Below are 22,416 nucleotides of genomic sequence, written 5' to 3' on the forward strand. Positions count from 1 at the left end.
GTCAACGGTGTTCAGCGCCCGATTTGCCGCAGGTTAAACCTCTGTTTTTGTGAAATTTATTCAGGATGCCAAGGTGCATTGGATTTGCCCCCATCCATCGGCCCGCGTAAAAACCGCTCAATTCGTATATTCAACCAAATGGTTGACCAAAACCGGGCGCTGTGATTGAGCGATGGCATGTCCAATGACCTCGATACCGTTTTCGCGGCCCTCGCCGACCCGACCCGCCGCGCCATCCTTGCGATGCTGCTGGAAGATGACATGGCCGTGACCGACGTCGCCGACCCGTTCGAGATGTCGCTGGCCGCGATCTCGAAACATCTGATCATTCTGACCAAGGCCGGGTTGATCAGCCAGGAAAAGCGCGGGCGGGTGAAGTGGTGTAAACTGGAACCCGACGCGCTGCGGGCGGCATCCGTTTGGATGCAGGGGTTCGGTCAATTTGAACCGGTCAATCTGGATGCGTTTGAACGTTTTCTGGAAGTCGAACTGCCCGCAACAGACGATCCCTAGACCTATCTAACTACAAACACCGATACTTTTGCGTGCTTGGCCAGATATCCGGCATGGCTGGAAAAGATGTGGTCCGTGATGCGCGGTGCGTGCGTCCCAACGACGATTAGGTCGGCCCCAATCTCTTCAGCGGCGCGGGTCAAATCACCGTCGACCTCTGCAGCTACATCTACCGAGTGGATGTTGCGCGCTGAAACCTCGGAGCCACTCTGCTCGGTAAGTTGATCCACAATGGCTTGCAGCTCGGTGCTAATCTCCGCATCTGAATGCGTGACGTCGCCCGGCTGGGTTCCGGTCACGCTGACGATCGTGATCCGGGCGTTTTGCCATCTCGCCATTTGCGCCGCGACATCCAGAGCCTTGCGAATTTCCGGCGGCAGGTGAATATCAACCGGGATCATAATGTGACTAAACATGGCATCTTCCTCCTGCCGCCGATGTTAGCGGGCTCAGGAATAGAGCACTTTGATCTGCCTCATGTAGATGACCGCGACCATTTCCGTCGGTTTGGTCCGTTCCCAGCTAGCCTTCCTGGCTATACTCGACGCCGATGATCACACCCGTTGCATCCGCAAGACACAACCACGGTGCCAGAGCGCCAGCGACCTCAATTGTCGTGATTGTTCCAGTCGGCACGGACTCGGTCGAAACCGCGTTGACGTCAGCGGCTTGAACACCTGTCTCAGCCGACACGAGTGCCTCACAACTGCCTTGAAGGTCGGTCTCTGACGACCCCTGCCCCCCTCCTTGCGTACAGGCGGATAACAACGCACCGGCGACGAATAGAACAGCTTTCTTCATCATTCCCTCCGGGATGGTTCATCAGACCCGAGGGTCGTTAGATTACTGCCAAATGGCAAGGGTCATTCCGAGACCGGCGCAGTGTCTTTCGCAGATTGCTCTTCGCTTTTGAGCAGCAGAACCAGCGCGATCGCGGTTAAAACGACACCGACCAGCACCATAACGGTTGGCGCAGGTCGCCCAAGCGCGATCTCCCACAGGATCACCCAACTGGGGATCAGATATGTGTAGGCCATGACTTTGGCCGACGGCAGGCGTAGCGCTGCAAACTGGACCAGAACGAAACTGGAGGCCGTTGCGAAGATAGAAAGATACAGCAGGCTGACCCAGACGATCAGCGGCAGGTTCGCCCAATCGGTTGCACGGATGTCTGACCAGCCGACCACCGTCAGGATCACGCAGCCAGCAACCAGTGTTCCAAATGTAAAGACCACTGCGGGCTCGCCCCGGTTCAGTTTGCGCACCATCGGCGTGTAGATTGCATGCGCCATGCAGCCCCAGAAAAAGATTGTCTCTCCGCCACCGATCTCGAAGGCGCGAAAGGACTGCCAATCGGCGCGAAAGATAACCCATAAAGCTCCGGTTGCCCCCACCGTCAGGGCAAAAGCCATGCGCGGAGTGGTGATCTGGCGCAGCAGAACCCATCCGGCGACCGCAGACATGACCGGCGTCAGGGTGAATACCGCGGATGTGCTGACCGGATCTGCGGTTTTCAAGCCGTAAAACATAAGAACAAAGTAAGTGGCGAACAGCCCGCCCAAAACGGCGTATCGCCACGGCGCTTGCGCAGCGCTGCGCGGCAACCCGGTGGTGGCCAGCGCCGCAATGCCAATGATGACAGCCGCAATCAGAAACCGTCCGGCTGTAATCGCCAGCGGTGCAATCTGATTGGCCACGATGGACCCCAGCGAGAAGCTGCCTGCCACCAAAACCGAGAACGTGATCATGGCCAAATGACCACGTGACTGCGGTGTCACGAAAGCCAGCCTTTGGACTGCTCCTTGAGGAAGGACAGGAACGCCTGCACCTTGGTCGTGCGGTGCAGGTCAACATGTGTCACCAGCCACAGCTTGCCGGACCATTCGGGCAGCGGTTCCATCACTTCGACCAGTTCCGGATCGCGGGTTGCTTCCCACCGGGCCATGAAGCCAATCCCGGCGCCGGCCAGAACCGCCTCGCGCATGCAGAAGTTGTTGGTACAGCGGAATGCGATTGCCTCGGCAGGAACGTTTTCGCGCAGCCATCTGGAAAACGGTGCGCGGCTGTTCTCATCATCCGTGCCGACAAACAGGTGGTTAGCGAATTCGTCCAGGGTTGCTGGTCGACCGCGGCGCGCAATGTAAGACTTGCTGGCAAACAGCCCGATTTCTTGCGGGATAAACGGCTGCACCACATTGTCAGGCTGATCCGGGGCAGCGCCCGCTCGGATAGCGACATGCGCTTCGCCGTATTCCAAACGGAACAGGCGGTCCCCGGTCAGGTAACGCACAATAAGGCCCGGATGCATTGATTGGAACTCGGACAGGGCGGGAACGACCAAGGGCGCCAGCGAGGCCAGAGATGTTACAACCAATTCGCCCGACACATCATCGCCGCGCCCCTTCATCCGGCCCACCAACTGATTGAACTGATCTTCGGTGGCCTGAGCCACGCGCAGAAGGTCCTCTCCGGCATCGGTTGGGGTATAGCCACGGGCGTGGCGCTGGAACAGTTTGACGCCCAGTCGCGCCTCGATCGCGTCGATATGGCGGATCACGGTGGCATGGTGCACGCCCAAGATTTCGGCCGCGCCGCTGACGGTGCCCATCCGAGCGACCTGATAGGCGGTTTTGACTTCGTCCCAATTATCCATGCCCAATCTCACTGTGCAAATTCCAACAATACCTGTTGGTATATCCGCGTTTCGTTCGCTGACGCAACACTCATATTGGGAGCGGAAACAGTTACCCCGCCAAAAAGGAAACCCTGACATGACCAAGACCATCCTGCATATCGACGCCTCGGCCCGCCGCACCGGATCCGCCACCCGCGACCTTTCCCGCCAGATTATCGGGCACCTTGGAGCCCAGCGCATTATTCGCCGCGATCTTGCCAGCCCCCTGCCTTTGTTGACCGAAGACTGGATCAACGCCAACTTCACCCCCGCGGATCAGCGTGACGAGGTTCAGCGTGATCTGCTGGCCCTGTCCGACGAGTTGGTTAGCGAGCTGCAAAACGCCGACACCATTGTCATCGGGCTGCCGATCTACAACTTCTCGGTGCCTGCGGCCTTCAAGGCCTGGATTGACCTTGTCGCCCGCGTGGGTCTGACCTTTGCCTATTCAGAAACTGGCCCCAAAGGCCTACTGGAAGGTAAGCGCGCCGTGCTGGCAATCGCGTCCGGCGGCACCGAAGTAGGGTCCGAGATCGACTTTGCCACCAACTATGCCAAGCACGTTCTAGGATTCATCGGCATCCACGACGTCGACGTGATTGCGGCTGACAAGATGGCGCTGGATGCGGACGCCGCGTTGGCGAACGCCCAAAAAGCGGTAACTCAACTCGCCGCCTGACCCACCTCTGGCCTTTGTCTTGTGAAACGTCCAGTCTGCCTTAAGCGAGATTTGCAGACTGGGCGTTCATCATGAAGAAAATCGGCATTCTGGGCGGTGTGGGCTGGGCCTCGACCGTGGATTACTACCGAGCGATCGCAGAAGGGGCCAGCAGGCACTTTGCCAATCGCGGCCACGGCTCGCCCTTGCCGATCCCGCCTATGACAATCGAATCCGTTACGCAGGCCAAAACCCGCGCCCTGCGGGGAACCGCCGGGGACGAGGCCAGTTGGTCCGGGTTCGACGCGGTGTTTCGCGAGGCATTGCTGAAGCTTGAAAACGCGGGCTGCGACTTTGGCATCATCGCCTCAAACACTCCGCACGCGCGGCTGCATGCGATCCGGCAAGGCATCACCATGCCCATTCTCAGCATTTTCGATGCGACGGCTGAGGCCACGGCATCTACCAAGGCGTCCACAGCCCTGATTCTGGGAACGACAGTGACCATGCAGGCCAGCAATTATTCAGACCGATTGGCCGCCGAAGGGATCATTGCAAATGATCGCCTACCCGAAACGGAAATTGCCGAGATGCAGGCGATGATCGACAGTGACTTCTACGGCGGCGCATCAGCCACGGCGCGCGCTCGTTTACTAACTTTCTGCGACAAGCACGCAAAACCTGGAACTGCGATCTTGCTGGCGTGTACCGAACTGCCGCTGGCCTTTCCCGACCACCTGGATGACCCTGTTTTTGAAGCTGACGGCCACCTGTTCGTCAATCCGTCCGCCGCCCATGCCGCCGCAGCCCTCGAAGAGGCGCTGAACGACTGATCACGGCAGCCAGGTGACTGCGCATCCGACCTGATCGAAGAATGCCATCAGGTCGTCGCGCGTCATGGCGACGGTCCGATCATTTACCAGAGGATGCATATAGATGATGTCCGTCGTTTGCGCGGTGGCGTCCATGAAGAACCGCACATCGTTTTGCACACCGTTGATCATGGCCAGCGGACTGACCGCGCCGGGACGGATACCGAGGCTCTGAAACAACCGCTCCGCTGATCCAAAGGACAGATTACCGATCCCCAGCTCTGTGCCCAGCGCCTTGAGGTCAATCTCGCGGCTTTGTTCGAGCGTCACCAGATAGTTCCGCTTTTTCTTGTCGCGCAGGTACAGGTTCTTGAGGCGCAGGGAGTTTTCGCCCGGTACCAGGAATTGCTCTTCAACGCCTTTGGCATCCTCAACCGTGCGCAGGGGAATATGCGAGTGCAGACGATAGCTCAGCCCCCAGTCATCCAACCGCTGCAACAGCGCGTCTGAACTGATCGGCAACGTGTCTTGAAAAGTGGATGACGCGTCCATGGGAACCTCCTCGTTTGAGGCGCTCATCGCGCAATGCGCTGACAGATTCAAGCCACGACAGGCCTAAAAATCGATGCTAGCGTGCCGCCATGAAAGTCACGCGCAGCACCCCGGACCAACTGATCCTGACCAACACGCCATGGTTCATTGGCATTACGCTGGTACTCTTTATCCTCTGTTTTGTTGGGGCTGGTTTATTCATGGTCAGCGAGGGTGGCGAGGGCATATTGTTCGGCATCTTCTTTGCTCTGTTCGGTGGCGGGTTGGGCTTTGGCGCATTCTGCGTCTTTGTGCGCCGCGTACAGGTCATATTGGACCGCAACAGCAATAGTATCTTGATCCGTCGTCAATCGATCTTTGGGTATGACGCAGTAGAACATGAGTTGTCGAACCTGTCCCATGCCGAGGTGGAAACCACCACCTCGACCCGCGACAGGACCACGTCCAAGATGCATCGCCCCGTTCTGATTCTTAAAAAAGGCATGAGCGCTGGTCGTCACCCGATCGTCGAAGCCTATGTCAGCGGGCGCGGCGCACAGCGGATGGTTGATGCGGTCAACAACTGGCTACCCGCGCGAGAGGTTGACTCGGACAGCCAATCGGCCTAAGTCGCCGTCAAACATCCGGAAGCGTCTGATCTTCCGGTCCCTTGAGTCGTTCAGGGATCGCCCCCCACCAGCGTGTCACGCCCGTGGGGGCAATTGTGCGTTTAACCGGCGCTTCCTACCTAGGAACTGCCATCAGATAACCGGCTAAGGAGGCCGAAGGCATGTTTGAAAATCTATCCGAACGCCTCTCTGGCGTCTTTGACCGGCTGACCAAACAGGGTGCCCTGTCCGAAGAGGACGTCAAAACTGCCCTGCGCGAAGTGCGCGTGGCCTTACTTGAGGCTGACGTCTCGCTGCCGGTTGCACGTGAATTCGTCAAGAAAGTGCAGGATCAAGCCACCGGTCAGGCGGTGACCAAATCAATCACCCCCGGACAGCAGGTCGTCAAGATCGTGCATGACGCGATGGTGGACACCCTGCGCGGCGAGGAAGACCCCGGCGCTCTGAAAATCGATAACCCGCCTGCTCCGATCCTGATGGTCGGCCTGCAGGGTTCAGGTAAAACGACCACGACCGGTAAGCTGGCCAAACGCCTGAAAGAGAAAGAGGGCAAGAAGGTCCTTATGGCCTCGCTCGACGTCTATCGCCCGGCGGCGATGGATCAGCTGGCCGTTCTGGGCATCCAAGTTGGCGTGGACACGCTGCCAATCGTTCCCGGTCAGAAACCCGTCGACATCGCCAAGCGCGCCAAGCAACAGGCGACGTTGGGCGGTTATGACGTCTACATGTTGGACACCGCAGGCCGTTTGCACATCGACGAAGTGCTGATGAACGAGGTCGAGCAAGTTCGTAACGTTGTTGATCCGCGCGAGACCCTGCTGGTGGTCGACGGCCTGACCGGTCAGGTCGCCGTTGAAGTGGCCGAGGAATTCGAAGCCAAGGTCGGCATTTCCGGCGTCGTCCTGACCCGGATGGATGGTGACGGGCGCGGCGGTGCGGCGCTGTCGATGCGCGCGGTTACCGGCAAGCCGATCCGCTTTGTCGGTTTGGGCGAGAAGATGGACGCGCTCGAAACCTTTGAGCCGGACCGGATCGCCGGTCGTATTCTGGGCATGGGCGACATCGTTGCCCTGGTCGAAAAAGCCCAAGAAACGATGGAGATGGAACAGACCGAGCGCATGATGAAGCGCATGGTCAAAGGTCAGTTCAACATGAACGACCTGAAATTGCAGCTGGAACAGATGATCCAGATGGGCGGCATGCAGGGCATGATGGGCATGATGCCCGGCATGGGCAAGATGGCCAAGCAGGTCGAAGAGGCAGGCATGGACGACAAGGTGCTCAAGCGCCAGATCGCCCTGATCCAGTCCATGACCAAACGCGAACGTGCCAACCCGCAATTGCTGCAGGCCAGCCGCAAGAAACGCATTGCGGCAGGTTCCGGGATGGAGGTCAGCGACCTCAACAAGCTGCTCAAGATGCACCGGCAGATGTCGGACATGATGAAGAAGATGGGCAAAATGGGCAAAGGCAAGATGCTGAAACAGGCCATGAAAGGCATGTTCGGTAAAGGCGGCCCCTCGCCCGAAGACATGGCCGCAGGCATGGACCCCAAAGCGCTGGAACAGGCGGCCAAAGCGATGGGCGGCAAGATGCCCGGTATGCCTGGAATGGGTGGCGGCATGGCCCTGCCCCCGGGTCTGAGCGGTTTCGGAAAGAAAAAGTGACACCAGCACGCTGCACCCAGCCCCCGTCCGGAAAGGCGGCGATGGCAGCAGCGCAATATCGCGCGGCCCTGCCGGTCATTCAGACCCGGCGGCTGGTTCTGCGTGCACCCACTCTGGATGACTTGCCTGTTTGGACCACAGTTTGCGGCGAGAGCTTTGGCAGTTCCGAGCAGGAGGCTTGGACCGAGTTTTCCTACTATACCTCCGGGTGGCTTCTGCATGGGCATGGCCTGTTCACGGTGACCCTGAAGAACGATGATCAGATCGCTGGTTTCGTTTTGCTGGGGCTGGAATGGGATGACCGCGAACCCGAGCTTGGCTATATGTTCAGCGCCGAGCACCGCAAGCAAGGCTATGCGACTGAGGCCTGCGCGGCCGTACGTGACTTCGGTTTCGACCTGCTCGGATCGGGCCAGTTCGTCAGTTATGTCTCGCGGTCGAACACGCGTTCGAATGCGTTGGCGCGCCGCCTTGGCGCGTCCCGTGACGCGGCGGCCGAGAGCGCCTTTGACGCAGATCAGCGTGTCTGGCGATATAGCGAGGTGCAGGCATGACACCGTCGATCCCCAGATTGGAAACGGAACGCCTGATCATGCGGGCCCCTTGCGAAGCGGACTTCGAGGCTGAGGCCGAGTTCTTTGCCAGCGATGCGTCGAAATTCGTCGGCGGCCCCTTGCGCCCTGATGAAACATGGCGCGCCATTGCCATGCTGCTGGGTCACTGGGCCATGCGCGGCTACGGGTTCTGGGGCGTCGAGGAAAAGGACACAGGCACCTATGTCGGCCATGTCGGCCTGTGGTGCCCGCACAGCTGGCCCGAACCTGAAATCGGCTGGACGTTGATGAACAACGCCACCGGCAAAGGTTACGCGACCGAGGCCGCGCTGGCCGCGCGCGCCCATGCCTATGATGTGCTGGGCTGGGAAACGGCAATTTCGCTGATCGACCCGGAGAATCTGGGCAGCAAGGCCGTGGCCGAACGTCTGGGTGCCCAGTTCGATTACACTTTCGAACACCCGGCTTTCGGTACGATGCAAGTCTGGCGGCACCCTGCCCCGGCCGATCTGGTGAACGGCGGAATGGAGGCCTACGCATGACCTCGTACACCATCCCCACCGTAGAAACAGAAAACCTGATCCTACGGGCTCCACAAGAGGGTGATCTGCCCGCGATGACAACCTTCTTCGCGTCGGACCGCAGCCGCATGGTCGGTGGCCCAAAAACGCCGCTTGAAGCATGGCGATCCCTTTTGGGCCGGTTCGGGCATTGGGCCATCATGGGTTACGGCGGTTGGCACATCGGTGAAAAGGCAAGCGGCGCGTTTGCAGGCTGGACCGGGATCATCAACGCGCCGGGCTGGGATGAGCCCGAATTGGGTTGGGTCATTTTCGATGGTTTCGAAGGCAAAGGAATTGCGTTCGAGGCCGCGAAGGCTGCCCGCGCCTATGCCGCCCAACACCAGGGGGTGAATGGCCCGATTTCGTACATCGCCCATGAAAACAACCGCTCGCGCGCATTGGCCGAACGTCTTGGCGCCACCTATGAACGCGAAGGCGAGGTTGTGGGTCAACGCTGCCAGGTTTGGCGGCACCCGAAACTCGAATTCTCTGACACCGCTTTGACCACCGAAAGGACCGGCCAATGAACAACCCTGTGACTCGGGCTGCGACGTTGCTGAAAGAGCATCGCGAAAGCATCGACCGGCTGGACGCGATCCTCGTCTACACGCTGGGCGAGCGGTTCAAGCACACTCAGGCCGTTGGCAAGCTCAAGGCCGAACACGACCTTCCCCCGTCCGATCCCTCGCGCGAGTCCGCGCAGATCGCACGGTTAGAAGACCTGGCGGACAAGGCCCATCTGGACCCAGATTTCGCCAAGGCTTTCCTGAATTTCATCATTCAGGAAGTCATCCGACACCACAAGAAACACCAGAACTAAACCGGGCAAATCCCGGTCTTAACAAAGACACGCCTCCGGCGTGATGCCATCCAAAGGAGATACCACCATGGCAATGAAAATTCGTCTCGCCCGCGGCGGCTCGAAAAAGCGTCCCTTCTACCGCATCGTGGCTGCTGACAGCCGCATGCCGCGCGACGGCCGTTTCATCGAGAAGCTGGGCACCTACAACCCGCTGCTGCCGAAAGACAGCGAAGAGCGCGTGAAAATGAACATGGAGCGCATTCAGTACTGGTTGGATCAGGGCGCACAACCCACCGACCGTATTGCACGCATGCTGGAAGCCGCCGGCACCCTTAACAAGGCCGAGCGTAACAACCCCAACAAGGGTACCCCGGGCAAGAAGGCTCAGGAACGCGTGGAAGAGAAAGCTGCAAAGGCTGCTGAAGCCGCCGAGGCAGCTGCTGCTCCGGCTGAAGAAGCAGCGGCAGAAGAATAAGCAGGTCAACGCGTGCAGGATCAGGATTTCACCGACGATTTTCGCACGCAGTTTGAACTGCTGATGCGGCTCCGGCGCGATGTGCGCCGGTTTCGCACCGGTCCCGTGGACGAGGCGGTGCTGACGCGCTGCCTCGACACATTTCGTCTGGCCCCTTCGGTGGGGCTGAGCGAACCCTGGCGCGTCATTCGCGTCGAAAGCGAAGCGGCGCGTGCCGCAGCGCTGGAAAATTTCCAACACGCCAATGAAAAGGCCCTTGCAGGCTATTCGGGCGACAAGGCGCTGAAATACAGCCGCCTGAAGCTGTCCGGCATGCAGGAAGCGCCTGTTCAGCTGGCTGTGTTCTCGGACGAGACGACCAACAAAGGTCTGGGGCTGGGCGCGGGCACGATGCCAGAGATGCGCCGCTATTCCGTCGTCGCCGCTATCACCTTGTTCTGGCTCGCCTTGCGGGCCGAGGGATTGGGTCTGGGCTGGGTCTCAATCCTTGATCCAGAACAGATGAAACGCGACCTGACCGTGCCTGACGATTGGTCTCTGGTCGGCTACTACTGTGTGGGCTGGCCGGAAGAAATGTCTGAAAGACCCGAACTTGAGCGTGCCGGCTGGGAACAGCGCAGCGCCCGATTGCATATCGAAACGCGGTAAAGCCAGATGTTCGGACTGATACGACTTCCCATCCTGTTGCTGATCGCTTTTATTGTGGGCGTGTTCTTTGAGCGCAACAACCAACGCGAGGCATGTGCCCCGCTTGGCGACTGGCAGGACGGATTATGTGTAACGACGGAAGAGCCAAATGACTGATCTGATCTGCGTGGGCAGCGTTGCGGGGTCTTACGGCGTGCGCGGCGAAGTGCGGCTGAAAAGCTTTTGCGCCATCCCTGAGGACATCGAGACCTATTCGCCCCTAACTGATGAATACGGCAAGGAACGCTATCCGCTGGTCCTGACCCGCCCAATCAAAAACGGCTTTGCAGCGCGTTTGGGTGGGATCGAGACCAAGGAACAGGCAGACGCCATCAACGGCCTACGCCTGTTCGCGCGGCGTGATCAGCTGCCATCATTGCCTGATGATGAGTTTTACCACACTGACCTGATCGAGCTTGAGGTCTATGACACCGGCGGAACGCTGCTGGGTCGTGTGAAGTCGGTACAAAACCACGGCGCCGCAGATCTGCTGGAACTGCACGGGCCAGGGTTGAAAGGCACCGTTTTTCTGCCCTTCACGCTTGAGGTTGTTCCAACTGTGGATCTGGACAAAGGCCGCATCATCGTAGACCCGCCCGAAGGGCTAATCTGATGCGACGCGTTCTGCTGCATCTGGGGCTCCACAAGACCGGAACCACCGCAGCACAGTCGTTTCTGTATGAAAATCGCGAATTGATCTGGCCGCATTTCGCGCTTTTGCTGCCTTACAAGACGCGCAAATCGGGGCTGTCAGATAGCTCGACCCGACATTCCATCTATGGAACCGTGGGAACGCTGTCCGAATTCAGCACGCAAACCCGAGAGTATCTGGCCACGCGGAACTTCGGCACAAAACGCGGCCTGATCGTCAGTGAAGAGAATTTCAGCGGCCTGCGTCCCAGCCGCAATATAGAGCAGGGATATGCTGCCGCGCCGGATCTGGCCGCTTGTCTGGTAGACGCCATCCGCGATCGGTTCGAGGATCAGAAGGTCGATATCACGATCTACCTGTCCCTGCGCCAGCGAGGGGCGTGGTTGCGCAGCCTTTGGGCACACGATCTTCAGAGAACCCGCGAGGCCCAGGATTTCGAAACCTTTCGCGCGAAAATGGATCACCTGCCCGCGCTTGAGGAAACGGTCTCGGACATTCGCAAGAAACTGCCGTCGGTCACCGTGACCGAAGAGTGGCTGGAAGAGATGCAGCTGCGACGCTTTGGTCCCGGTACACCATTTGCCGAATTCCTTAACTTGCCACGGGAAAAGGCGCGACTTTTGGTGCCGCCCACAAAATCCAACAGCAGGCTGCCGGAAAGCGTGCTGGCCGAATTGCTGACACTGAACCGATCGCATCTGGACGAAGCGGAACTGACCCGGCAAAAAGCGCTGGTAGTAGAGCGGGCAAAGAACGCGATGGTCGGCACAATATGACAGACAAGCCAAGCAAATCTCACGGACGCAAGGCAATCCGACCCACGCTGAAGCCACGTGAATTGATGTCTCCGACCCCTGATCTGCACGGGGTCTGGAAGGCGAAAATCATCACCCTGTTCCCGTCGGCCTTTCCCGGCGTTCTGGGCGAAAGCCTGACGGGCAAAGCCCTGCAAGAAGGGCTGTGGCAGTTAGAGACCGTGGATCTGCGCCAGTTCGGTGTTGGCAAACATCGCAATGTCGACGACACGCCGGCCGGCGGTGGCGCGGGTATGGTGTTGCGCGCAGACGTTCTGGGCGAGGCAATCGAACACACAATGGCTGGCGTGCAAGGCAACTGGCCACTGATATACCTCAGCCCGCGCGGTCGCCGCATGGATCAGCGAATGATGCAGAACCTTGCACGCTGCGACGGCATGACCTTGCTTTGCGGTCGGTTCGAAGGCGTCGATGAACGCGTGTTGGAGGATTACGGCATTCAGGAAGTCAGCCTTGGTGATTTCGTGATGACCGGAGGTGAGATCGCGGCACAGGCGCTGATTGACGCGACTGTGCGGTTGATTCCCGGCGTATTAGGCAACCAGGCCTCAGCCGAAGACGAAAGCTTTTCCTCGGGTCTTTTAGAGCACCCGCAATACACCCGACCCGCAGATTGGAAAGGTCGCCCGATCCCCGACATTCTGATGTCTGGTCATCACGGGCGCATTGCCGAATGGCGTCACCAGATGTCCGAAGAGATCACCCGCAAGCGACGCCCTGATCTGTGGGACAGCTATCAGAAAACGCGCAAAGAGGATTAACCGCCGGCCTTCCACCGCGCCCATATCTCGGGCGGGCCATTGAACGTGTTGATATCCACCTTGCCCTGAACGCCGGGGACCAGCCCCGTACCGGTATACTGCCAAAATCGCCATGCGGCCTTGGGGTAAACGTTGCGCGGGTGCCCGGCGACCGACCGCAGCCAGAATTCCGTCTTCGGCAGGCGGGAGATATCGGTGTCACCGTAGAAATCCACGGTCGTATAGACGATCGGGCGGCGGCCATAGTGGCTTTCCAGAATATCAAGGAACCGCTTCGCCTCGGACCGGACGGTCGCACCATCGGGCCTGATGGTGCAGGTCTTGGAATGTGGCGTCCATTCCATGTCCAGCACATGCGGCAGGTCGGCACCTCTGGGCACGTTCTCGATGAACCATTTCGCCTGCTCATGCGCCGGTCGGCAGAAATAGTAGTAGTGATAAGCCCCCCAGGGAACGCCCGCGGCTTGCGCGCCTCGCCGGTGGTCGTCGAACAAAGGATCGGCCACGTCGCCCCCCTCGGTCGCCTTGATGAATACGAAACTGACACCGGATGACTTTGCCCTGCGCCAATCAATGGGACCCTGCCATCGAGAAACATCGAGCCCGTGAACCGGATAATGCCCCGGATGCCGGCCTTCCCACTCGTGCGGCTTGGCATCCCCAAAGCTTGGAAAAATGACCGAGGGCGACGTGGTGCTCAGAAATGCCTTAGCTTCGACCTGTTGGGGCGGAGGGCTGCTGCGACCGCAGGACAGGGTCGCGAAGGCCAAAACAGCCAGCATCAATGCTGTGCGCATGGTATGTTCCTGTTCTAAATTTCTGCTCTTATAATTCCCTCTAGAATGCCTGATCTGCCTGACAAGGCAACGGTGTTGTTGGCCGGTGGCGAAATCTTACCATCTGGCCCTGACCATTCTTGCGATTCAGGCTTGATCCCTGCCCACAAAGCCCGTAAAGCAGCGCAATCCGGTGCCGCGACATGCGACTCCGGTGTTTTGGTTTGCATCATGGCGTGACGCCCGGCTTTCTTCGGCCACGGCGCGGCAGGGCGAACCGGACCAAAGGAATATTCGATCTGACCTCTGGCGGGCTGTACACAGGACCCGGTGAAGACCAAGAGCTCTCAGGCCGTGCTCAACTTCGTGGACCAACCACGAGCAGATAGGAGAAATGCGATGGACCTGATCGCACAGCTTGAGGCGGAACAGATTGCCGCCCTGGGGAAAGACATCCCCGATTTCAAAGCCGGTGACACCATCCGTGTCGGCTTTAAAGTGACCGAAGGGTCGCGCACCCGTGTACAGAACTACGAAGGCGTCTGCATCGCCCGCAAAGGCGGCAACACCATCGCCGGTGCTTTCACCGTTCGCAAAATTTCGTTTGGCGAAGGCGTGGAGCGTGTGTTTCCGCTGTATTCGACCAACATCGACAGCATCACCGTTGTCCGCCGTGGCCGCGTTCGTCGCGCCAAATTGTACTATCTGCGCTCGCGCCGTGGTAAATCCGCGCGTATCGCAGAAGTCACCAACTACAAGCCCAAGGCTGGCGCCGAAGCGTAAGGAACGGAAAGATGAAAAAAGACATCCATCCCGATTATCACGTCATCGACGTCAAAATGACCGATGGCACCGTAGTTCAGATGAAATCAACCTGGGGCGCCGAAGGCGATCAGCTGGCTCTGGAAATCGACCCCTCTGTGCACCCTGCATGGACCGGTGGTTCGTCGCGCCTGTTGGACGCCGGCGGCCGTGTGTCGAAGTTCAAGAAGAAATACGAAGGTCTGGGCTTCTAAGCCTGTCCCGTTTGAGATGCGAAAGGCCGCCCACCGGGGCGGCCTTTTTTGTGGGTAGAACGTTGCCAAAAATAAGTGGCTAAGCCGGCCGCATGATCAACTCGACCTCTCCATCGACAAGCCGGCCAGTCGGCGCAAACCCGAACGATTGATAAAGCGATAGCGCACTGCCGGGTTCGTCGACGACGCTGATCACCAGATTAGAGCGACCCTTTTTCAAAGCCACGGATTTTGCAAAATTCAATGCGGCCATTCCATAGCCCCGGCCCTGACGAGATTTGTCGACCATCAGCCGCCAGATATAGACGCCATCCGGGTCATCCTCGTCATCCAATTCTGCATCGGGATGTGCCATGTCGATAATGGCAAGCAAACCCACCGCATCGCCGCCATCCCAAATGCCATAGATTTCTGACCCCGGCTCGAAAATCGACTGCGCCATCGTCATTAGATTTGTCGCGACAAACCCTGCCTGATCTTCGCGCACAGACAATGCCGCCAAAGGGCGCAAGGTTTTTTGAGAGAGTAGCGCAAACTCAACCATGGAGACCTACTATCACAGCCGGATTCCCAGTAGAATAATTGCCAACAGTTGAAGCAAACTCAACTCTTCGCACGCGTCAGCTCGGCTGCGCTGTGTACGGGCGGAACCGGGCCCCGAAGCAACATCAGCGCCAAAGCCATCCCGACTAGAGCCGCCGCCGCAGCAACAAGCATCGCGCTGTCGAAGGCGTTGTCCTGCAAGTCCCGAAGGGCCTTGGCCAAAGCACTACTAGTTTCAGGATCCATTTTAGCGATCAGTTGCTGGATTTGGCTCGGCGTCCCATGGGTCAGGGCATGGGCCAGATCATCTCGCTGGGCGGACCCGGCGGGCAAAGCACTCATGACCTCGGAAATACCTCTGCGGGTCGTTATCGCTTCGGCCAAACCTCCGACCACGGCTCCTAGTGTCGCGCCAAAATACAGGCAGGCGTTAATCACCCCGGACCCCTGCCCCACATGCTCTTCTGGCAACACGCGCAGACCGAGCCGGGGTAACAGTGAAAAACAGATACCTAATCCAATGCCGACGATCATCAGCTTCCACCAGATCTCAGCATATTGGGTGGAGTTCGAAGTTGTCATCAACAGCAAGAACCCACAGGCCATCGCCCCCAAGCCGATCGCGATAGGCCATTGAAAGCTGTAGGGCGCCAGAAACCGGGGTGCGGTGACCGAGATCACGAACATGCTGAGGCTAAGCGGCATGATCGCCAAACCTGCGCCGATGGGCGAATAGCCGAAGGCATCCGGGGATTGAACGAACGTGTTGAAGTACACAAAGAAACAGAACAGCGTGAAGCCGGTGAAGAACATGCCAACGGCGGCCATGAAATAACGCGGATGCCTGAAGTATCGCAGTTCGATCAACGGATCGTCACTGCGGCGGGACACGATAACAAGGATGATTGTCGCAACCGCCGCAACACCCAGCGGCATCAATGTCATCGGCGTTGCCCACCCGCTGCTTTCCCCATTGCTGAGCGCAAAGGACAGCGGGCCAAGGAACAATAGCAACGCAAAAGCGCCCGGATAATCAAACTTGGCCCCGGCCTGACGCGTGTCCGGCACGTACCCACGTCGGCTGACATGCAGCCCAATCAGGAAGGCGAACACCAGCAACACCAGATCGGTCGCAAACACCGCGCGCCAGCTGATATAATGGGCAAAGGCACCCCCGACGATCGGCCCGACGCCGATGGCCAGACCGACAATTGCGCCCCATGCGCCGGTAACACCTGCGCGCTGCTCTTCGGGTGTGGCGGCGGTCAACAGTGACAGAGATGTTCCAAACAGGGCTGCAGCCCCCGCGCCCTGCGCACCGCGCCCAAACAGCAGCATCGCGCCGTCTTGCGCAAACAGGACCGAGGCAGACCCAATGCCAAAGACAATCATACCAGCGAAGAACACGCCCATCTTGCCAGTGATATCGCCCAACCGGCTGACGATTGTGACCAGCGTGGCGCTGGCCACGGTATAGGTTGCCATCACCCATTGCAGACCGGATGGCGTCAAATCGAACTCGGCCTTGAGGTTGGGCAGGATGGTCGCAACAGCCGTTGTGTTAAACCCAACAACCATCATACAGATGGCCGTCATCGCCAGAACAACACGGGCACCCCCCTCGTGCGTTGGGTCAGAAGGCGTCTTGTCGGTCATAAATCCACCCCAAAACTCATTGTTCTTAAATGCAATTAATCAGCAGTTTAGCGATTTTTATCGCTAGGCATAGGGTCGGCTTTAGATCCAGTAGGACAGAGCCACCGGCAGGACGATGATCGTGGCCAGCGTCGACACAAGAATGAAACCAGCAACATCCGGCCCGTATTCCGGCACGTGCTGGTCAATGAACAGGTAAGTCGCAACCGAGGACGGCATCAGGCAACACAGGATCACCGCGCCACGCTCAGCCCCGGTGAAACCGAACACCCATACCAAAGCGCTGGCAATTGCAATCGCCATGACCAGATGCAGAACGGTCAACAGCACCGCCCGGCCCAGGCTTTTGATCCGCAACGTCGCCAGCGTATGGCCCAATGTCAGCAGCATCAGTGGGATCGAGAGCCCCCCAAGAATGTCGAAGGATTTTGCCAGCGGTTGAGGCAAGCTTGATCCGCTCGCCATAAGGATCAGGGATAGGATCACTGCATAAATGATCGGGGACGTGACGAGCTTTCTGGGTGAAAACTCCCCCGCCGGGATCCACATGCCGACGGTGAAAATGCTGATCAGCACCACCACGACAAATCCCATTGTATAGGCCATTCCCGCATCACCCAACGCAAGCAAGGCGATAGGCAACCCGACATTGCCCACGTTCCCATGCATCAGCGGCGTCAAAAAGGCCCGAACCGGCAGACGCATGGTTTTAAGTGCCAGAAATCCCAACACTCCGAACCCCGCAATGGCCAGCGCAGCGGCCGTCATGACCTCCAGAAAGGTGCCCACCGCGATCTTGGTTGTGGACAGGTGCGAGATGATCAGCGTCGGGTACCCAACGCGCGAAACGATCCCACCGATGACTTTGTTGTCGAACGGTGCCTTGATCACGGCAAGGGCATAGCCAATCCCGGCGCAGATCAGCACCGGCAGAACCACGTTCAAAACGTTCAAAAACAGATGGTCCAACCGGTTCCCCTGTTGCAAAACCCTGATTTGAACTGTGAAACAGCCCGTCCACTTTGACAAGCACGCGTCCTAACCAACACAGCCGGTTGAGTTTTCCAAATTAGAGCCTGATATTGCACTGCAAGGGCGCTTGGGGTTCTTCCCTTCCCGGCCTCCACAACATATAGTGGTCGGTAACAACGTGTGGTTAAGCACGGCGGGACGTGGGAATACAAGCATGGCACATATTATCGTAGTGGGGAACGAGAAGGGTGGCGCAGGCAAATCGACCGTGTCGATGCATGTAGCGACCGCGCTGGCGCGATTGGGTCATAAGGTCAGCACACTGGACCTTGATCTTCGGCAGCGCAGCCTTGGCCGGTACTTCGAGAACCGCAGCAATTTTTTGACGAACGCGGATCTGACCCTGCCCGGCCCCCGCCATCATGACCTGCCCGAGATTGATGCATCCAAACTGAAGCCCGGCGAGAATATCTATGACCACCGCTTGTCCGCCGCGGTGTCCGAGCTAGAAAGCGACAGCGATTTCATCCTGATCGATTGCCCCGGATCGCACACGCGCCTAAGTCAGGTGGCACATTCGCTGGCCGATACGCTGATCACGCCGCTGAATGACAGCTTTATCGACTTTGACCTGCTTGCACGGATCGACTCGAAGGGCGAAAAAATCCTGGGCCCTTCTGTCTATTCGGAAATGGTCTGGAATGCGCGCCAACTGCGTGCGCAGGCGGGACTAAAGCCCATCGACTGGGTGGTAGTCCGCAACCGCGTCGGCACTCAGCGCATGGTCAACAAGGAAAAGATGCAACGCGCGATTGAGATGCTGTCCCAGCGCATCGGCTTCCGCGTCGCTTCTGGTTTCTCCGAGCGGGTTATCTTCCGCGAGCTTTTCCCACGTGGCCTGACCTTGCTGGACCTCAAGGATATTGGGGTCAAACAGCTGAACATTTCGAACATCGCTGCACGGCAAGAGCTGCGCGACATGATGAAAGAACTGAACCTGCCGGGCGTTGAGATCGACTTCTAACGCCCCGTTTGGACGTTCCAGCCCCAGCGCTACCATATCTCGCTAAAATCGTAGATCGGGTGTGCGCCCCTGCCCTTTTGGGCGATGAGTTTTGACAATACCGGCAGCCAGAAGCTTCAGGGTCGCGTTCAGGCTGACTCTGGACCGCCATTGGTTTCTTTAACTAAAATACAACCATCCAAAACACCTTTTTGGTATTTTTGATAATCCCAGCTATCTGCTTGATCTAATAATAGACAACTTTGAATGGATCAGGATGTGAATTCCACACCAGGCTATCAAAGGACAGGACGCCAAAACGCGCGTTGACGGGAGGACAGCCATGACCGATTCATCCATTGGGACGCCGGAGCAACTTCGGGATCCAAACTATTTTCCAGCCATTTATCGGGCCGTACCGCTGGGGATACAGCACGTGCTTGCAATGTTCGTGTCGAACGTTACTCCGGCGATTATCGTTGCCGGCGCGGCGGGTTTTGGTTTTGGTTCAAACAGCCCGGACTTTCCCGAGTTGCTGTATCTGATCCAGATGTCGATGCTTTTTGCTGGCGTTGCCACGCTGTTGCAAACGGTAACGCTTGGCCCGGTTGGCGCAGCGCTTCCGATCGTACAGGGCACATCCTTTGCCTTCATTCCGATCATGATCCCTCTGGTTGCCGGAAAAGGCGTGGACGGTCTTGCTGTCCTGTTTGGGGGCGTGATTATCGGTGGATTGTTTCACGCCCTGTTGGGCACGGTAATCGGCAGGATACGCTTTGCACTACCGCCCTTGGTCACCGGATTGGTTGTGACGATGATCGGTCTTGCGCTGGTGAAGGTCGGTATCGAATACGCTGCGGGAGGTGTTCCAGCCAAGGCTTCAGGTGCTGAAAGCTATGGCTCGTTGTCCAGTTGGACACCCGCGCTGATCGTTGTGTTTGTCACGCTGGGGCTGAAGTTCTTCGCGCGTGGCATGCTTTCCGTATCGGCTGTCCTGGTCGGTATTTTGGTGGGCTATGTTTATTGCCTGCTGGTTGGGAAGCTGCCTGTCGAAGTGATCTCAGGCTCGTGGGAACGCTCTGCGGCTTTCGCACTGCCGCAGCCTTTCAAATACGGCTTCGAGTTCTCGTTCGCCGCAGTAATCGGTTTCTGCCTCATGGCCTTTGTTTCCGCTGTCGAAACGGTCGGCGATGTCTCGGGGATCACCAAAGGTGGCGCAGGTCGTGAGGCCACCGACAAAGAGATACAGGGCGCCACATATGCTGACGGTTTCGGCTCTGCCATTGCTGGTATCTTTGGCGGTTTCCCGAACACCTCGTTCAGCCAGAATGTCGGACTAATCGCTATGACCGGCGTCATGAGCCGCCACGTGGTCACCATTGGTGCCATTTTCCTGATTGTGTGCGGTCTGGTGCCCAAGGTCGGCGGGTTGATCCGAACGGTTCCAATCGAAGTGCTGGGCGGCGGCGTCATAGTCATGTTCGGCATGGTTGTCGCCGCAGGCGTATCCATGTTGTCGGACGTTGTATGGAACCGGCGGAACATGGTGATCTTTGCGGTTTCGCTTTCGATTGGTTTGGGGCTTCAACTCGAAGTCATGAACGTGGCACCCGGATCGGCAAATGCGCTGCAGCACCTGCCCGACACCCTGCGGGTCCTGGGCGCGTCAGGCATCCTTCCAGCAGCGTTCATCGCTATCGTGCTTAACCTGATCCTGCCAGAGACACTCGCGGATGAAGCGACAGAAGAAGTCTCTGGCGGTATGGCCGGCCACGGGCGCGGCGCGTTGGTTAAGGACGATCACGTCTGAGCCAGAAACTTTTGCTTGGGCCTGTTCACAAATGGATAGGCCCAAGCCGTGATTAATTTCGGCCACGAAACGCAAACTCAATCCCGTGCGTCATTCGCCTTGTAAACCGTAAACAGTTCCTTCGGTTCCGGCACTCCACGCAGCATATAGCGACCGACAGAGACCAGCTCTGACGCGGCAGGTCGTGCAGCCTTTGCCACATCGTCCGAGATCAGGATCCGTTGCCCCAGCGACCGGTGCATTCCGGCAATCCGCGCGGTCTGGTTGACGGTCGGGCCGATGACGGTGAAGTCCAGGCGGTTCTCAGAGCCGATATTGCCGTACAAAATCTCACCTGCATGCAGCGCCAGCGTATAGTTCGACACAGGCAGGCCATCGGCGGAACGTTGCGCGTTCAGTTTCGCCATCGATATCTCCAACTCGCCGACGGCCGCCAGTGCCGCACGCGCGTCCGCATCGATCTCGCCCACATCGAACATGGCCATTAGCCCGTCGCCCATGAACTTGAGGATGCTTCCATCGCATTTGTGGACCACGTCTATCGCAGCGGCCAGATACTCGTTTAGCATCTCAATAAGCGCATCACCCGGCAGCTCTTCGGACAGGCTGGTGAACCCCTCAAGGTCAAAATTCCAGATCACTGCATCGATCTGCTGAAGCGACCCGCGCCTGATCTCGCCGGACAAAACGCGCCGACCGGCATCACGACCCAAATAGACGCGCATTAGGTCCTTTGATATCCGCTGGTTGTTTGCCGACTTCAAAGCCAACCCGAGATGCGGCAGGGCTGTATTGATCAACGCCAGATCGCTGTCCTTGAAGCCCTCGGGCGCGTTTGACGTCCAGGACAACAATACACCGTTCACCGCCTTTTTGGCGTCCTTCGGCTGATTGTGAGTCGGAATGTCAAAGGACACACCGGTCGCGTAATATTCAGTGGCACCATGTTCGCGCAGCTCATTCAGCAAGGGAAATCGGCTGGGTTCGTTCTGATCCACCAACCGTTCGTGCACAACGCTTTCGCCTTCGTTCAGAACAGCAAACAGAGGGCTAGCACGCCATTGATCGCTGGGCTGTTCAGAGTATTCGAACTTTTGATATTCCCCGCCCTGGCCGTGATACCAGCTATAGCCGGTTCCGCCATAAATCGGGTGCAGGGTCGACTGGGCCGCGTGAAATCGCATCAGCGGAACGCCCAGTTCCACCAGGCGATTGCAGTACTCTTCCAGCAGTTCTTCTTTTTCGACACCCTCAAGCCCGCGCGCCACCAGCCAGTTGATCAGATCGCTTGATTTTGCCGTATCGGCATCCAAGGTCGTCATGTTTTGTCCCATTTTTGTTCTGGGCTTCATCTGGGAATTGAGGCAGTAAATTACCAGTGGTCAATTCATATGCGCCAGACGCCGAAGCATTTTTCGCAACAGTTCTGCTTCGTCCCAGGAAAACAGGCCGGCAAGCTTTGTATCATAGGCTTCGGCCACCAGGCGCAAATCCCTGTAAACCGTCTGACCTGCGGATGTCAGCGTCAATTGTTCAACCCGGCGGTCGGATGTGTCGCGATTACGGGCTAAGTATCGGCGCTGTTCCAATTTCGAAACTGCACGGCTGACCTTGGTTTTGTGAATTTTGGCGCGCTCACCTATTTCTTTCGCAGTCATCTCGCCGTAATTTCCCAGATGAAACAAGACGCGCCATTCGGTGCGAAGCATTCCGTAACGGTCCTTATAGACCTGCTGAAACTCCAGCGAACTTTCTTCGGCTGCACGGTTCAGCAGATACGGCAGGAATTCCTGCAGATCAAAGTCATCTTTTTTGGCAGATTTGTCCTGAGTCATGCTTGTTAGTTA

The 22,416-nt window shown here is 58.0% G+C and carries 30 protein-coding genes; 19 read left to right on the top strand and 11 right to left on the bottom strand.

Going from position 1 to position 22,416, the window contains the following annotated elements; all coding sequences use genetic code 11:
• The first annotated feature begins 177 nt into the window (after positions 1-177).
• Positions 178-513 carry an ArsR/SmtB family transcription factor gene (locus AC2FIS_RS13640; RefSeq protein WP_058273314.1) on the top strand — a complete coding sequence of 112 codons (336 nt, stop codon included), beginning with the start codon at positions 178-180 and terminating at the stop codon, positions 511-513.
• Between the two features lie 2 nt (positions 514-515).
• Here AC2FIS_RS13640 and AC2FIS_RS13645 read toward each other — a convergent pair whose 3' ends face one another.
• From AC2FIS_RS13645 to AC2FIS_RS13660, 4 genes are all read right to left on the bottom strand, one after another.
• Positions 516-929: a universal stress protein gene (locus AC2FIS_RS13645; RefSeq protein WP_058273315.1), complete on the bottom strand. Its 414-nt coding sequence runs from the start codon at positions 927-929 to the stop codon at positions 516-518.
• A gap of 106 nt (positions 930-1,035) precedes the next feature.
• Positions 1,036-1,314, bottom strand: a complete 279-nt coding sequence (locus tag AC2FIS_RS13650) for a hypothetical protein (RefSeq protein ID WP_496773888.1) — start codon at positions 1,312-1,314, stop codon at positions 1,036-1,038.
• 62 nt (positions 1,315-1,376) lie between these two features.
• Entirely contained in the window at positions 1,377-2,291 is a 915-nt protein-coding gene (locus tag AC2FIS_RS13655) for a DMT family transporter (RefSeq protein WP_496773889.1), read from the bottom strand.
• Positions 2,288-3,166, bottom strand: a complete 879-nt coding sequence (locus AC2FIS_RS13660) for a LysR family transcriptional regulator (RefSeq protein ID WP_496723330.1) — start codon at positions 3,164-3,166, stop codon at positions 2,288-2,290. Before AC2FIS_RS13660 ends, AC2FIS_RS13655 begins: the two co-directional genes overlap by 4 nt.
• 118 nt (positions 3,167-3,284) lie before the next feature.
• On the opposite strand from AC2FIS_RS13660, the gene AC2FIS_RS13665 reads away from it, so the two are divergent.
• Together AC2FIS_RS13665 and AC2FIS_RS13670 are read left to right on the top strand one after the other, a co-directional pair.
• Positions 3,285-3,866, top strand: coding sequence for an FMN-dependent NADH-azoreductase (locus tag AC2FIS_RS13665; RefSeq protein WP_496773890.1), 582 nt, complete (start codon positions 3,285-3,287; stop codon positions 3,864-3,866).
• 71 nt (positions 3,867-3,937) lie between these two features.
• Positions 3,938-4,678, top strand: a complete 741-nt coding sequence (locus tag AC2FIS_RS13670; protein ID WP_496773891.1) for an aspartate/glutamate racemase family protein — start codon at positions 3,938-3,940, stop codon at positions 4,676-4,678.
• Here the strand turns inward: AC2FIS_RS13670 and AC2FIS_RS13675 are convergent, their stop codons facing one another.
• Positions 4,679-5,209, bottom strand: a complete 531-nt coding sequence (locus AC2FIS_RS13675; protein WP_496773892.1) for a prolyl-tRNA synthetase associated domain-containing protein — start codon at positions 5,207-5,209, stop codon at positions 4,679-4,681. It lies immediately after the preceding gene.
• Positions 5,210-5,298: 89 nt separating this feature from the next.
• Here AC2FIS_RS13675 and AC2FIS_RS13680 point away from each other — a divergent pair, with 89 nt between their 5' ends.
• The 12 genes from AC2FIS_RS13680 to trmD all read left to right on the top strand — a co-directional run bounded on the left by AC2FIS_RS13680 (position 5,299) and on the right by trmD (position 12,793).
• Positions 5,299-5,817 (top strand): hypothetical protein, encoded by a 519-nt coding sequence (locus AC2FIS_RS13680; protein WP_496773893.1) that lies wholly within the window; start codon positions 5,299-5,301, stop codon positions 5,815-5,817.
• Positions 5,818-5,978: 161 nt separating this feature from the next.
• On the top strand, positions 5,979-7,484 hold the full coding sequence (ffh, locus tag AC2FIS_RS13685) for a signal recognition particle protein (RefSeq protein ID WP_496773894.1): 1,506 nt from the start codon (positions 5,979-5,981) through the stop codon (positions 7,482-7,484).
• The gene (locus AC2FIS_RS13690) at positions 7,481-8,038 is read left to right on the top strand and encodes a GNAT family N-acetyltransferase (protein ID WP_472724384.1); all 558 of its coding nucleotides are present in this window, start codon (positions 7,481-7,483) and stop codon (positions 8,036-8,038) included. The genes ffh and AC2FIS_RS13690 overlap by 4 nt, the downstream gene beginning before the upstream one ends.
• Positions 8,035-8,580, top strand: coding sequence for a GNAT family N-acetyltransferase (locus AC2FIS_RS13695; RefSeq protein WP_496773895.1), 546 nt, complete (start codon positions 8,035-8,037; stop codon positions 8,578-8,580). Before AC2FIS_RS13690 ends, AC2FIS_RS13695 begins: the two co-directional genes overlap by 4 nt.
• Positions 8,577-9,128 carry a GNAT family N-acetyltransferase gene (locus AC2FIS_RS13700; RefSeq protein WP_496773896.1) on the top strand — a complete coding sequence of 184 codons (552 nt, stop codon included), beginning with the start codon at positions 8,577-8,579 and terminating at the stop codon, positions 9,126-9,128. The genes AC2FIS_RS13695 and AC2FIS_RS13700 overlap by 4 nt, the downstream gene beginning before the upstream one ends.
• Positions 9,125-9,421 (top strand): chorismate mutase, encoded by a 297-nt coding sequence (locus AC2FIS_RS13705; protein ID WP_058273325.1) that lies wholly within the window; start codon positions 9,125-9,127, stop codon positions 9,419-9,421. The genes AC2FIS_RS13700 and AC2FIS_RS13705 overlap by 4 nt, the downstream gene beginning before the upstream one ends.
• 67 nt (positions 9,422-9,488) lie before the next feature.
• Entirely contained in the window at positions 9,489-9,878 is a 390-nt protein-coding gene (gene rpsP, locus AC2FIS_RS13710) for a 30S ribosomal protein S16 (RefSeq protein ID WP_496773897.1), read from the top strand.
• A 12-nt stretch (positions 9,879-9,890) separates the two neighbouring features.
• Positions 9,891-10,526 (top strand): 5,6-dimethylbenzimidazole synthase, encoded by a 636-nt coding sequence (gene bluB / locus AC2FIS_RS13715; protein WP_496773898.1) that lies wholly within the window; start codon positions 9,891-9,893, stop codon positions 10,524-10,526.
• 6 nt (positions 10,527-10,532) lie between these two features.
• Entirely contained in the window at positions 10,533-10,682 is a 150-nt protein-coding gene (locus AC2FIS_RS13720; RefSeq protein WP_199520026.1) for a hypothetical protein, read from the top strand.
• Complete coding sequence (gene rimM, locus AC2FIS_RS13725; protein WP_496773899.1) at positions 10,675-11,178, top strand: ribosome maturation factor RimM; 504 nt, start codon at positions 10,675-10,677, stop codon at positions 11,176-11,178. Before AC2FIS_RS13720 ends, rimM begins: the two co-directional genes overlap by 8 nt.
• Positions 11,178-11,993, top strand: coding sequence for a hypothetical protein (locus AC2FIS_RS13730; RefSeq protein ID WP_496773901.1), 816 nt, complete (start codon positions 11,178-11,180; stop codon positions 11,991-11,993). The genes rimM and AC2FIS_RS13730 overlap by 1 nt, the downstream gene beginning before the upstream one ends.
• Positions 11,990-12,793, top strand: coding sequence for a tRNA (guanosine(37)-N1)-methyltransferase TrmD (trmD, locus tag AC2FIS_RS13735; RefSeq protein WP_496773902.1), 804 nt, complete (start codon positions 11,990-11,992; stop codon positions 12,791-12,793). The genes AC2FIS_RS13730 and trmD overlap by 4 nt, the downstream gene beginning before the upstream one ends.
• On the opposite strand, the gene AC2FIS_RS13740 is transcribed toward trmD, so the two are convergent.
• On the bottom strand, positions 12,790-13,590 hold the full coding sequence (locus AC2FIS_RS13740) for a glycoside hydrolase family 25 protein (RefSeq protein WP_496773903.1): 801 nt from the start codon (positions 13,588-13,590) through the stop codon (positions 12,790-12,792). The two genes, trmD and AC2FIS_RS13740, sit on opposite strands and share 4 nt — an antisense overlap.
• A 378-nt stretch (positions 13,591-13,968) precedes the next feature.
• Between AC2FIS_RS13740 and rplS the strand changes: the two genes are divergently transcribed.
• Both rplS and rpmE read left to right on the top strand, forming a co-directional pair.
• Positions 13,969-14,352 (top strand): 50S ribosomal protein L19, encoded by a 384-nt coding sequence (gene rplS / locus AC2FIS_RS13745; protein ID WP_058273331.1) that lies wholly within the window; start codon positions 13,969-13,971, stop codon positions 14,350-14,352.
• Between the two features lie 11 nt (positions 14,353-14,363).
• Positions 14,364-14,585: a 50S ribosomal protein L31 gene (gene rpmE, locus AC2FIS_RS13750; protein ID WP_010437577.1), complete on the top strand. Its 222-nt coding sequence runs from the start codon at positions 14,364-14,366 to the stop codon at positions 14,583-14,585.
• A gap of 79 nt (positions 14,586-14,664) precedes the next feature.
• Here the strand turns inward: rpmE and AC2FIS_RS13755 are convergent, their stop codons facing one another.
• The 3 genes from AC2FIS_RS13755 to AC2FIS_RS13765 all read right to left on the bottom strand — a co-directional run bounded on the left by AC2FIS_RS13755 (position 14,665) and on the right by AC2FIS_RS13765 (position 17,753).
• On the bottom strand, positions 14,665-15,129 hold the full coding sequence (locus AC2FIS_RS13755) for a GNAT family N-acetyltransferase (protein WP_496773904.1): 465 nt from the start codon (positions 15,127-15,129) through the stop codon (positions 14,665-14,667).
• A gap of 59 nt (positions 15,130-15,188) precedes the next feature.
• A complete protein-coding gene (locus AC2FIS_RS13760; RefSeq protein WP_496773905.1) occupies positions 15,189-16,784 on the bottom strand; it encodes an MFS transporter in 1,596 nt (531 codons plus the stop codon).
• Between the two features lie 81 nt (positions 16,785-16,865).
• Positions 16,866-17,753 carry an AEC family transporter gene (locus tag AC2FIS_RS13765; protein WP_496773906.1) on the bottom strand — a complete coding sequence of 296 codons (888 nt, stop codon included), beginning with the start codon at positions 17,751-17,753 and terminating at the stop codon, positions 16,866-16,868.
• A 217-nt stretch (positions 17,754-17,970) separates the two neighbouring features.
• Here AC2FIS_RS13765 and AC2FIS_RS13770 point away from each other — a divergent pair, with 217 nt between their 5' ends.
• Complete coding sequence (locus tag AC2FIS_RS13770) at positions 17,971-18,780, top strand: division plane positioning ATPase MipZ (RefSeq protein ID WP_496773909.1); 810 nt, start codon at positions 17,971-17,973, stop codon at positions 18,778-18,780.
• 322 nt (positions 18,781-19,102) lie between these two features.
• On the top strand, positions 19,103-20,569 hold the full coding sequence (locus AC2FIS_RS13775) for a uracil-xanthine permease family protein (protein ID WP_496773910.1): 1,467 nt from the start codon (positions 19,103-19,105) through the stop codon (positions 20,567-20,569).
• Positions 20,570-20,646: 77 nt separating this feature from the next.
• Here AC2FIS_RS13775 and AC2FIS_RS13780 read toward each other — a convergent pair whose 3' ends face one another.
• Both AC2FIS_RS13780 and AC2FIS_RS13785 read right to left on the bottom strand, forming a co-directional pair.
• Positions 20,647-21,891 (bottom strand): adenylate/guanylate cyclase domain-containing protein, encoded by a 1,245-nt coding sequence (locus AC2FIS_RS13780; protein ID WP_496773912.1) that lies wholly within the window; start codon positions 21,889-21,891, stop codon positions 20,647-20,649.
• 60 nt (positions 21,892-21,951) lie between these two features.
• On the bottom strand, positions 21,952-22,404 hold the full coding sequence (locus AC2FIS_RS13785; protein ID WP_496773913.1) for a MarR family winged helix-turn-helix transcriptional regulator: 453 nt from the start codon (positions 22,402-22,404) through the stop codon (positions 21,952-21,954).
• Positions 22,405-22,416 lie beyond the last annotated feature (12 nt).

Source organism: Ruegeria sp. CDSB113 (assembly GCF_059611045.1).

Coding starts and splice junctions, on each gene's coding strand:
- rpsP (WP_496773897.1), top strand. CDS start 9,489: ATGGCAATGAAAATTCGTCTCGCCCGCGGCGGCTCGAAAAAGCGTCCC.
- AC2FIS_RS13700 (WP_496773896.1), top strand. CDS start 8,577: ATGACCTCGTACACCATCCCCACCGTAGAAACAGAAAACCTGATCCTA.
- rpmE (WP_010437577.1), top strand. CDS start 14,364: ATGAAAAAAGACATCCATCCCGATTATCACGTCATCGACGTCAAAATG.
- AC2FIS_RS13775 (WP_496773910.1), top strand. CDS start 19,103: ATGACCGATTCATCCATTGGGACGCCGGAGCAACTTCGGGATCCAAAC.
- AC2FIS_RS13695 (WP_496773895.1), top strand. CDS start 8,035: ATGACACCGTCGATCCCCAGATTGGAAACGGAACGCCTGATCATGCGG.
- AC2FIS_RS13660 (WP_496723330.1), bottom strand. CDS start 3,166: ATGGATAATTGGGACGAAGTCAAAACCGCCTATCAGGTCGCTCGGATG.
- AC2FIS_RS13760 (WP_496773905.1), bottom strand. CDS start 16,784: ATGACCGACAAGACGCCTTCTGACCCAACGCACGAGGGGGGTGCCCGT.
- AC2FIS_RS13670 (WP_496773891.1), top strand. CDS start 3,938: ATGAAGAAAATCGGCATTCTGGGCGGTGTGGGCTGGGCCTCGACCGTG.
- AC2FIS_RS13770 (WP_496773909.1), top strand. CDS start 17,971: ATGGCACATATTATCGTAGTGGGGAACGAGAAGGGTGGCGCAGGCAAA.
- AC2FIS_RS13730 (WP_496773901.1), top strand. CDS start 11,178: ATGCGACGCGTTCTGCTGCATCTGGGGCTCCACAAGACCGGAACCACC.
- AC2FIS_RS13785 (WP_496773913.1), bottom strand. CDS start 22,404: ATGACTCAGGACAAATCTGCCAAAAAAGATGACTTTGATCTGCAGGAA.
- AC2FIS_RS13665 (WP_496773890.1), top strand. CDS start 3,285: ATGACCAAGACCATCCTGCATATCGACGCCTCGGCCCGCCGCACCGGA.
- trmD (WP_496773902.1), top strand. CDS start 11,990: ATGACAGACAAGCCAAGCAAATCTCACGGACGCAAGGCAATCCGACCC.
- rplS (WP_058273331.1), top strand. CDS start 13,969: ATGGACCTGATCGCACAGCTTGAGGCGGAACAGATTGCCGCCCTGGGG.
- AC2FIS_RS13675 (WP_496773892.1), bottom strand. CDS start 5,209: ATGGACGCGTCATCCACTTTTCAAGACACGTTGCCGATCAGTTCAGAC.
- ffh (WP_496773894.1), top strand. CDS start 5,979: ATGTTTGAAAATCTATCCGAACGCCTCTCTGGCGTCTTTGACCGGCTG.
- AC2FIS_RS13680 (WP_496773893.1), top strand. CDS start 5,299: ATGAAAGTCACGCGCAGCACCCCGGACCAACTGATCCTGACCAACACG.
- AC2FIS_RS13780 (WP_496773912.1), bottom strand. CDS start 21,891: ATGACGACCTTGGATGCCGATACGGCAAAATCAAGCGATCTGATCAAC.
- rimM (WP_496773899.1), top strand. CDS start 10,675: ATGACTGATCTGATCTGCGTGGGCAGCGTTGCGGGGTCTTACGGCGTG.
- AC2FIS_RS13650 (WP_496773888.1), bottom strand. CDS start 1,314: ATGAAGAAAGCTGTTCTATTCGTCGCCGGTGCGTTGTTATCCGCCTGT.
- AC2FIS_RS13640 (WP_058273314.1), top strand. CDS start 178: ATGTCCAATGACCTCGATACCGTTTTCGCGGCCCTCGCCGACCCGACC.
- AC2FIS_RS13740 (WP_496773903.1), bottom strand. CDS start 13,590: ATGCGCACAGCATTGATGCTGGCTGTTTTGGCCTTCGCGACCCTGTCC.
- AC2FIS_RS13645 (WP_058273315.1), bottom strand. CDS start 929: ATGTTTAGTCACATTATGATCCCGGTTGATATTCACCTGCCGCCGGAA.
- AC2FIS_RS13705 (WP_058273325.1), top strand. CDS start 9,125: ATGAACAACCCTGTGACTCGGGCTGCGACGTTGCTGAAAGAGCATCGC.
- AC2FIS_RS13720 (WP_199520026.1), top strand. CDS start 10,533: ATGTTCGGACTGATACGACTTCCCATCCTGTTGCTGATCGCTTTTATT.
- AC2FIS_RS13755 (WP_496773904.1), bottom strand. CDS start 15,129: ATGGTTGAGTTTGCGCTACTCTCTCAAAAAACCTTGCGCCCTTTGGCG.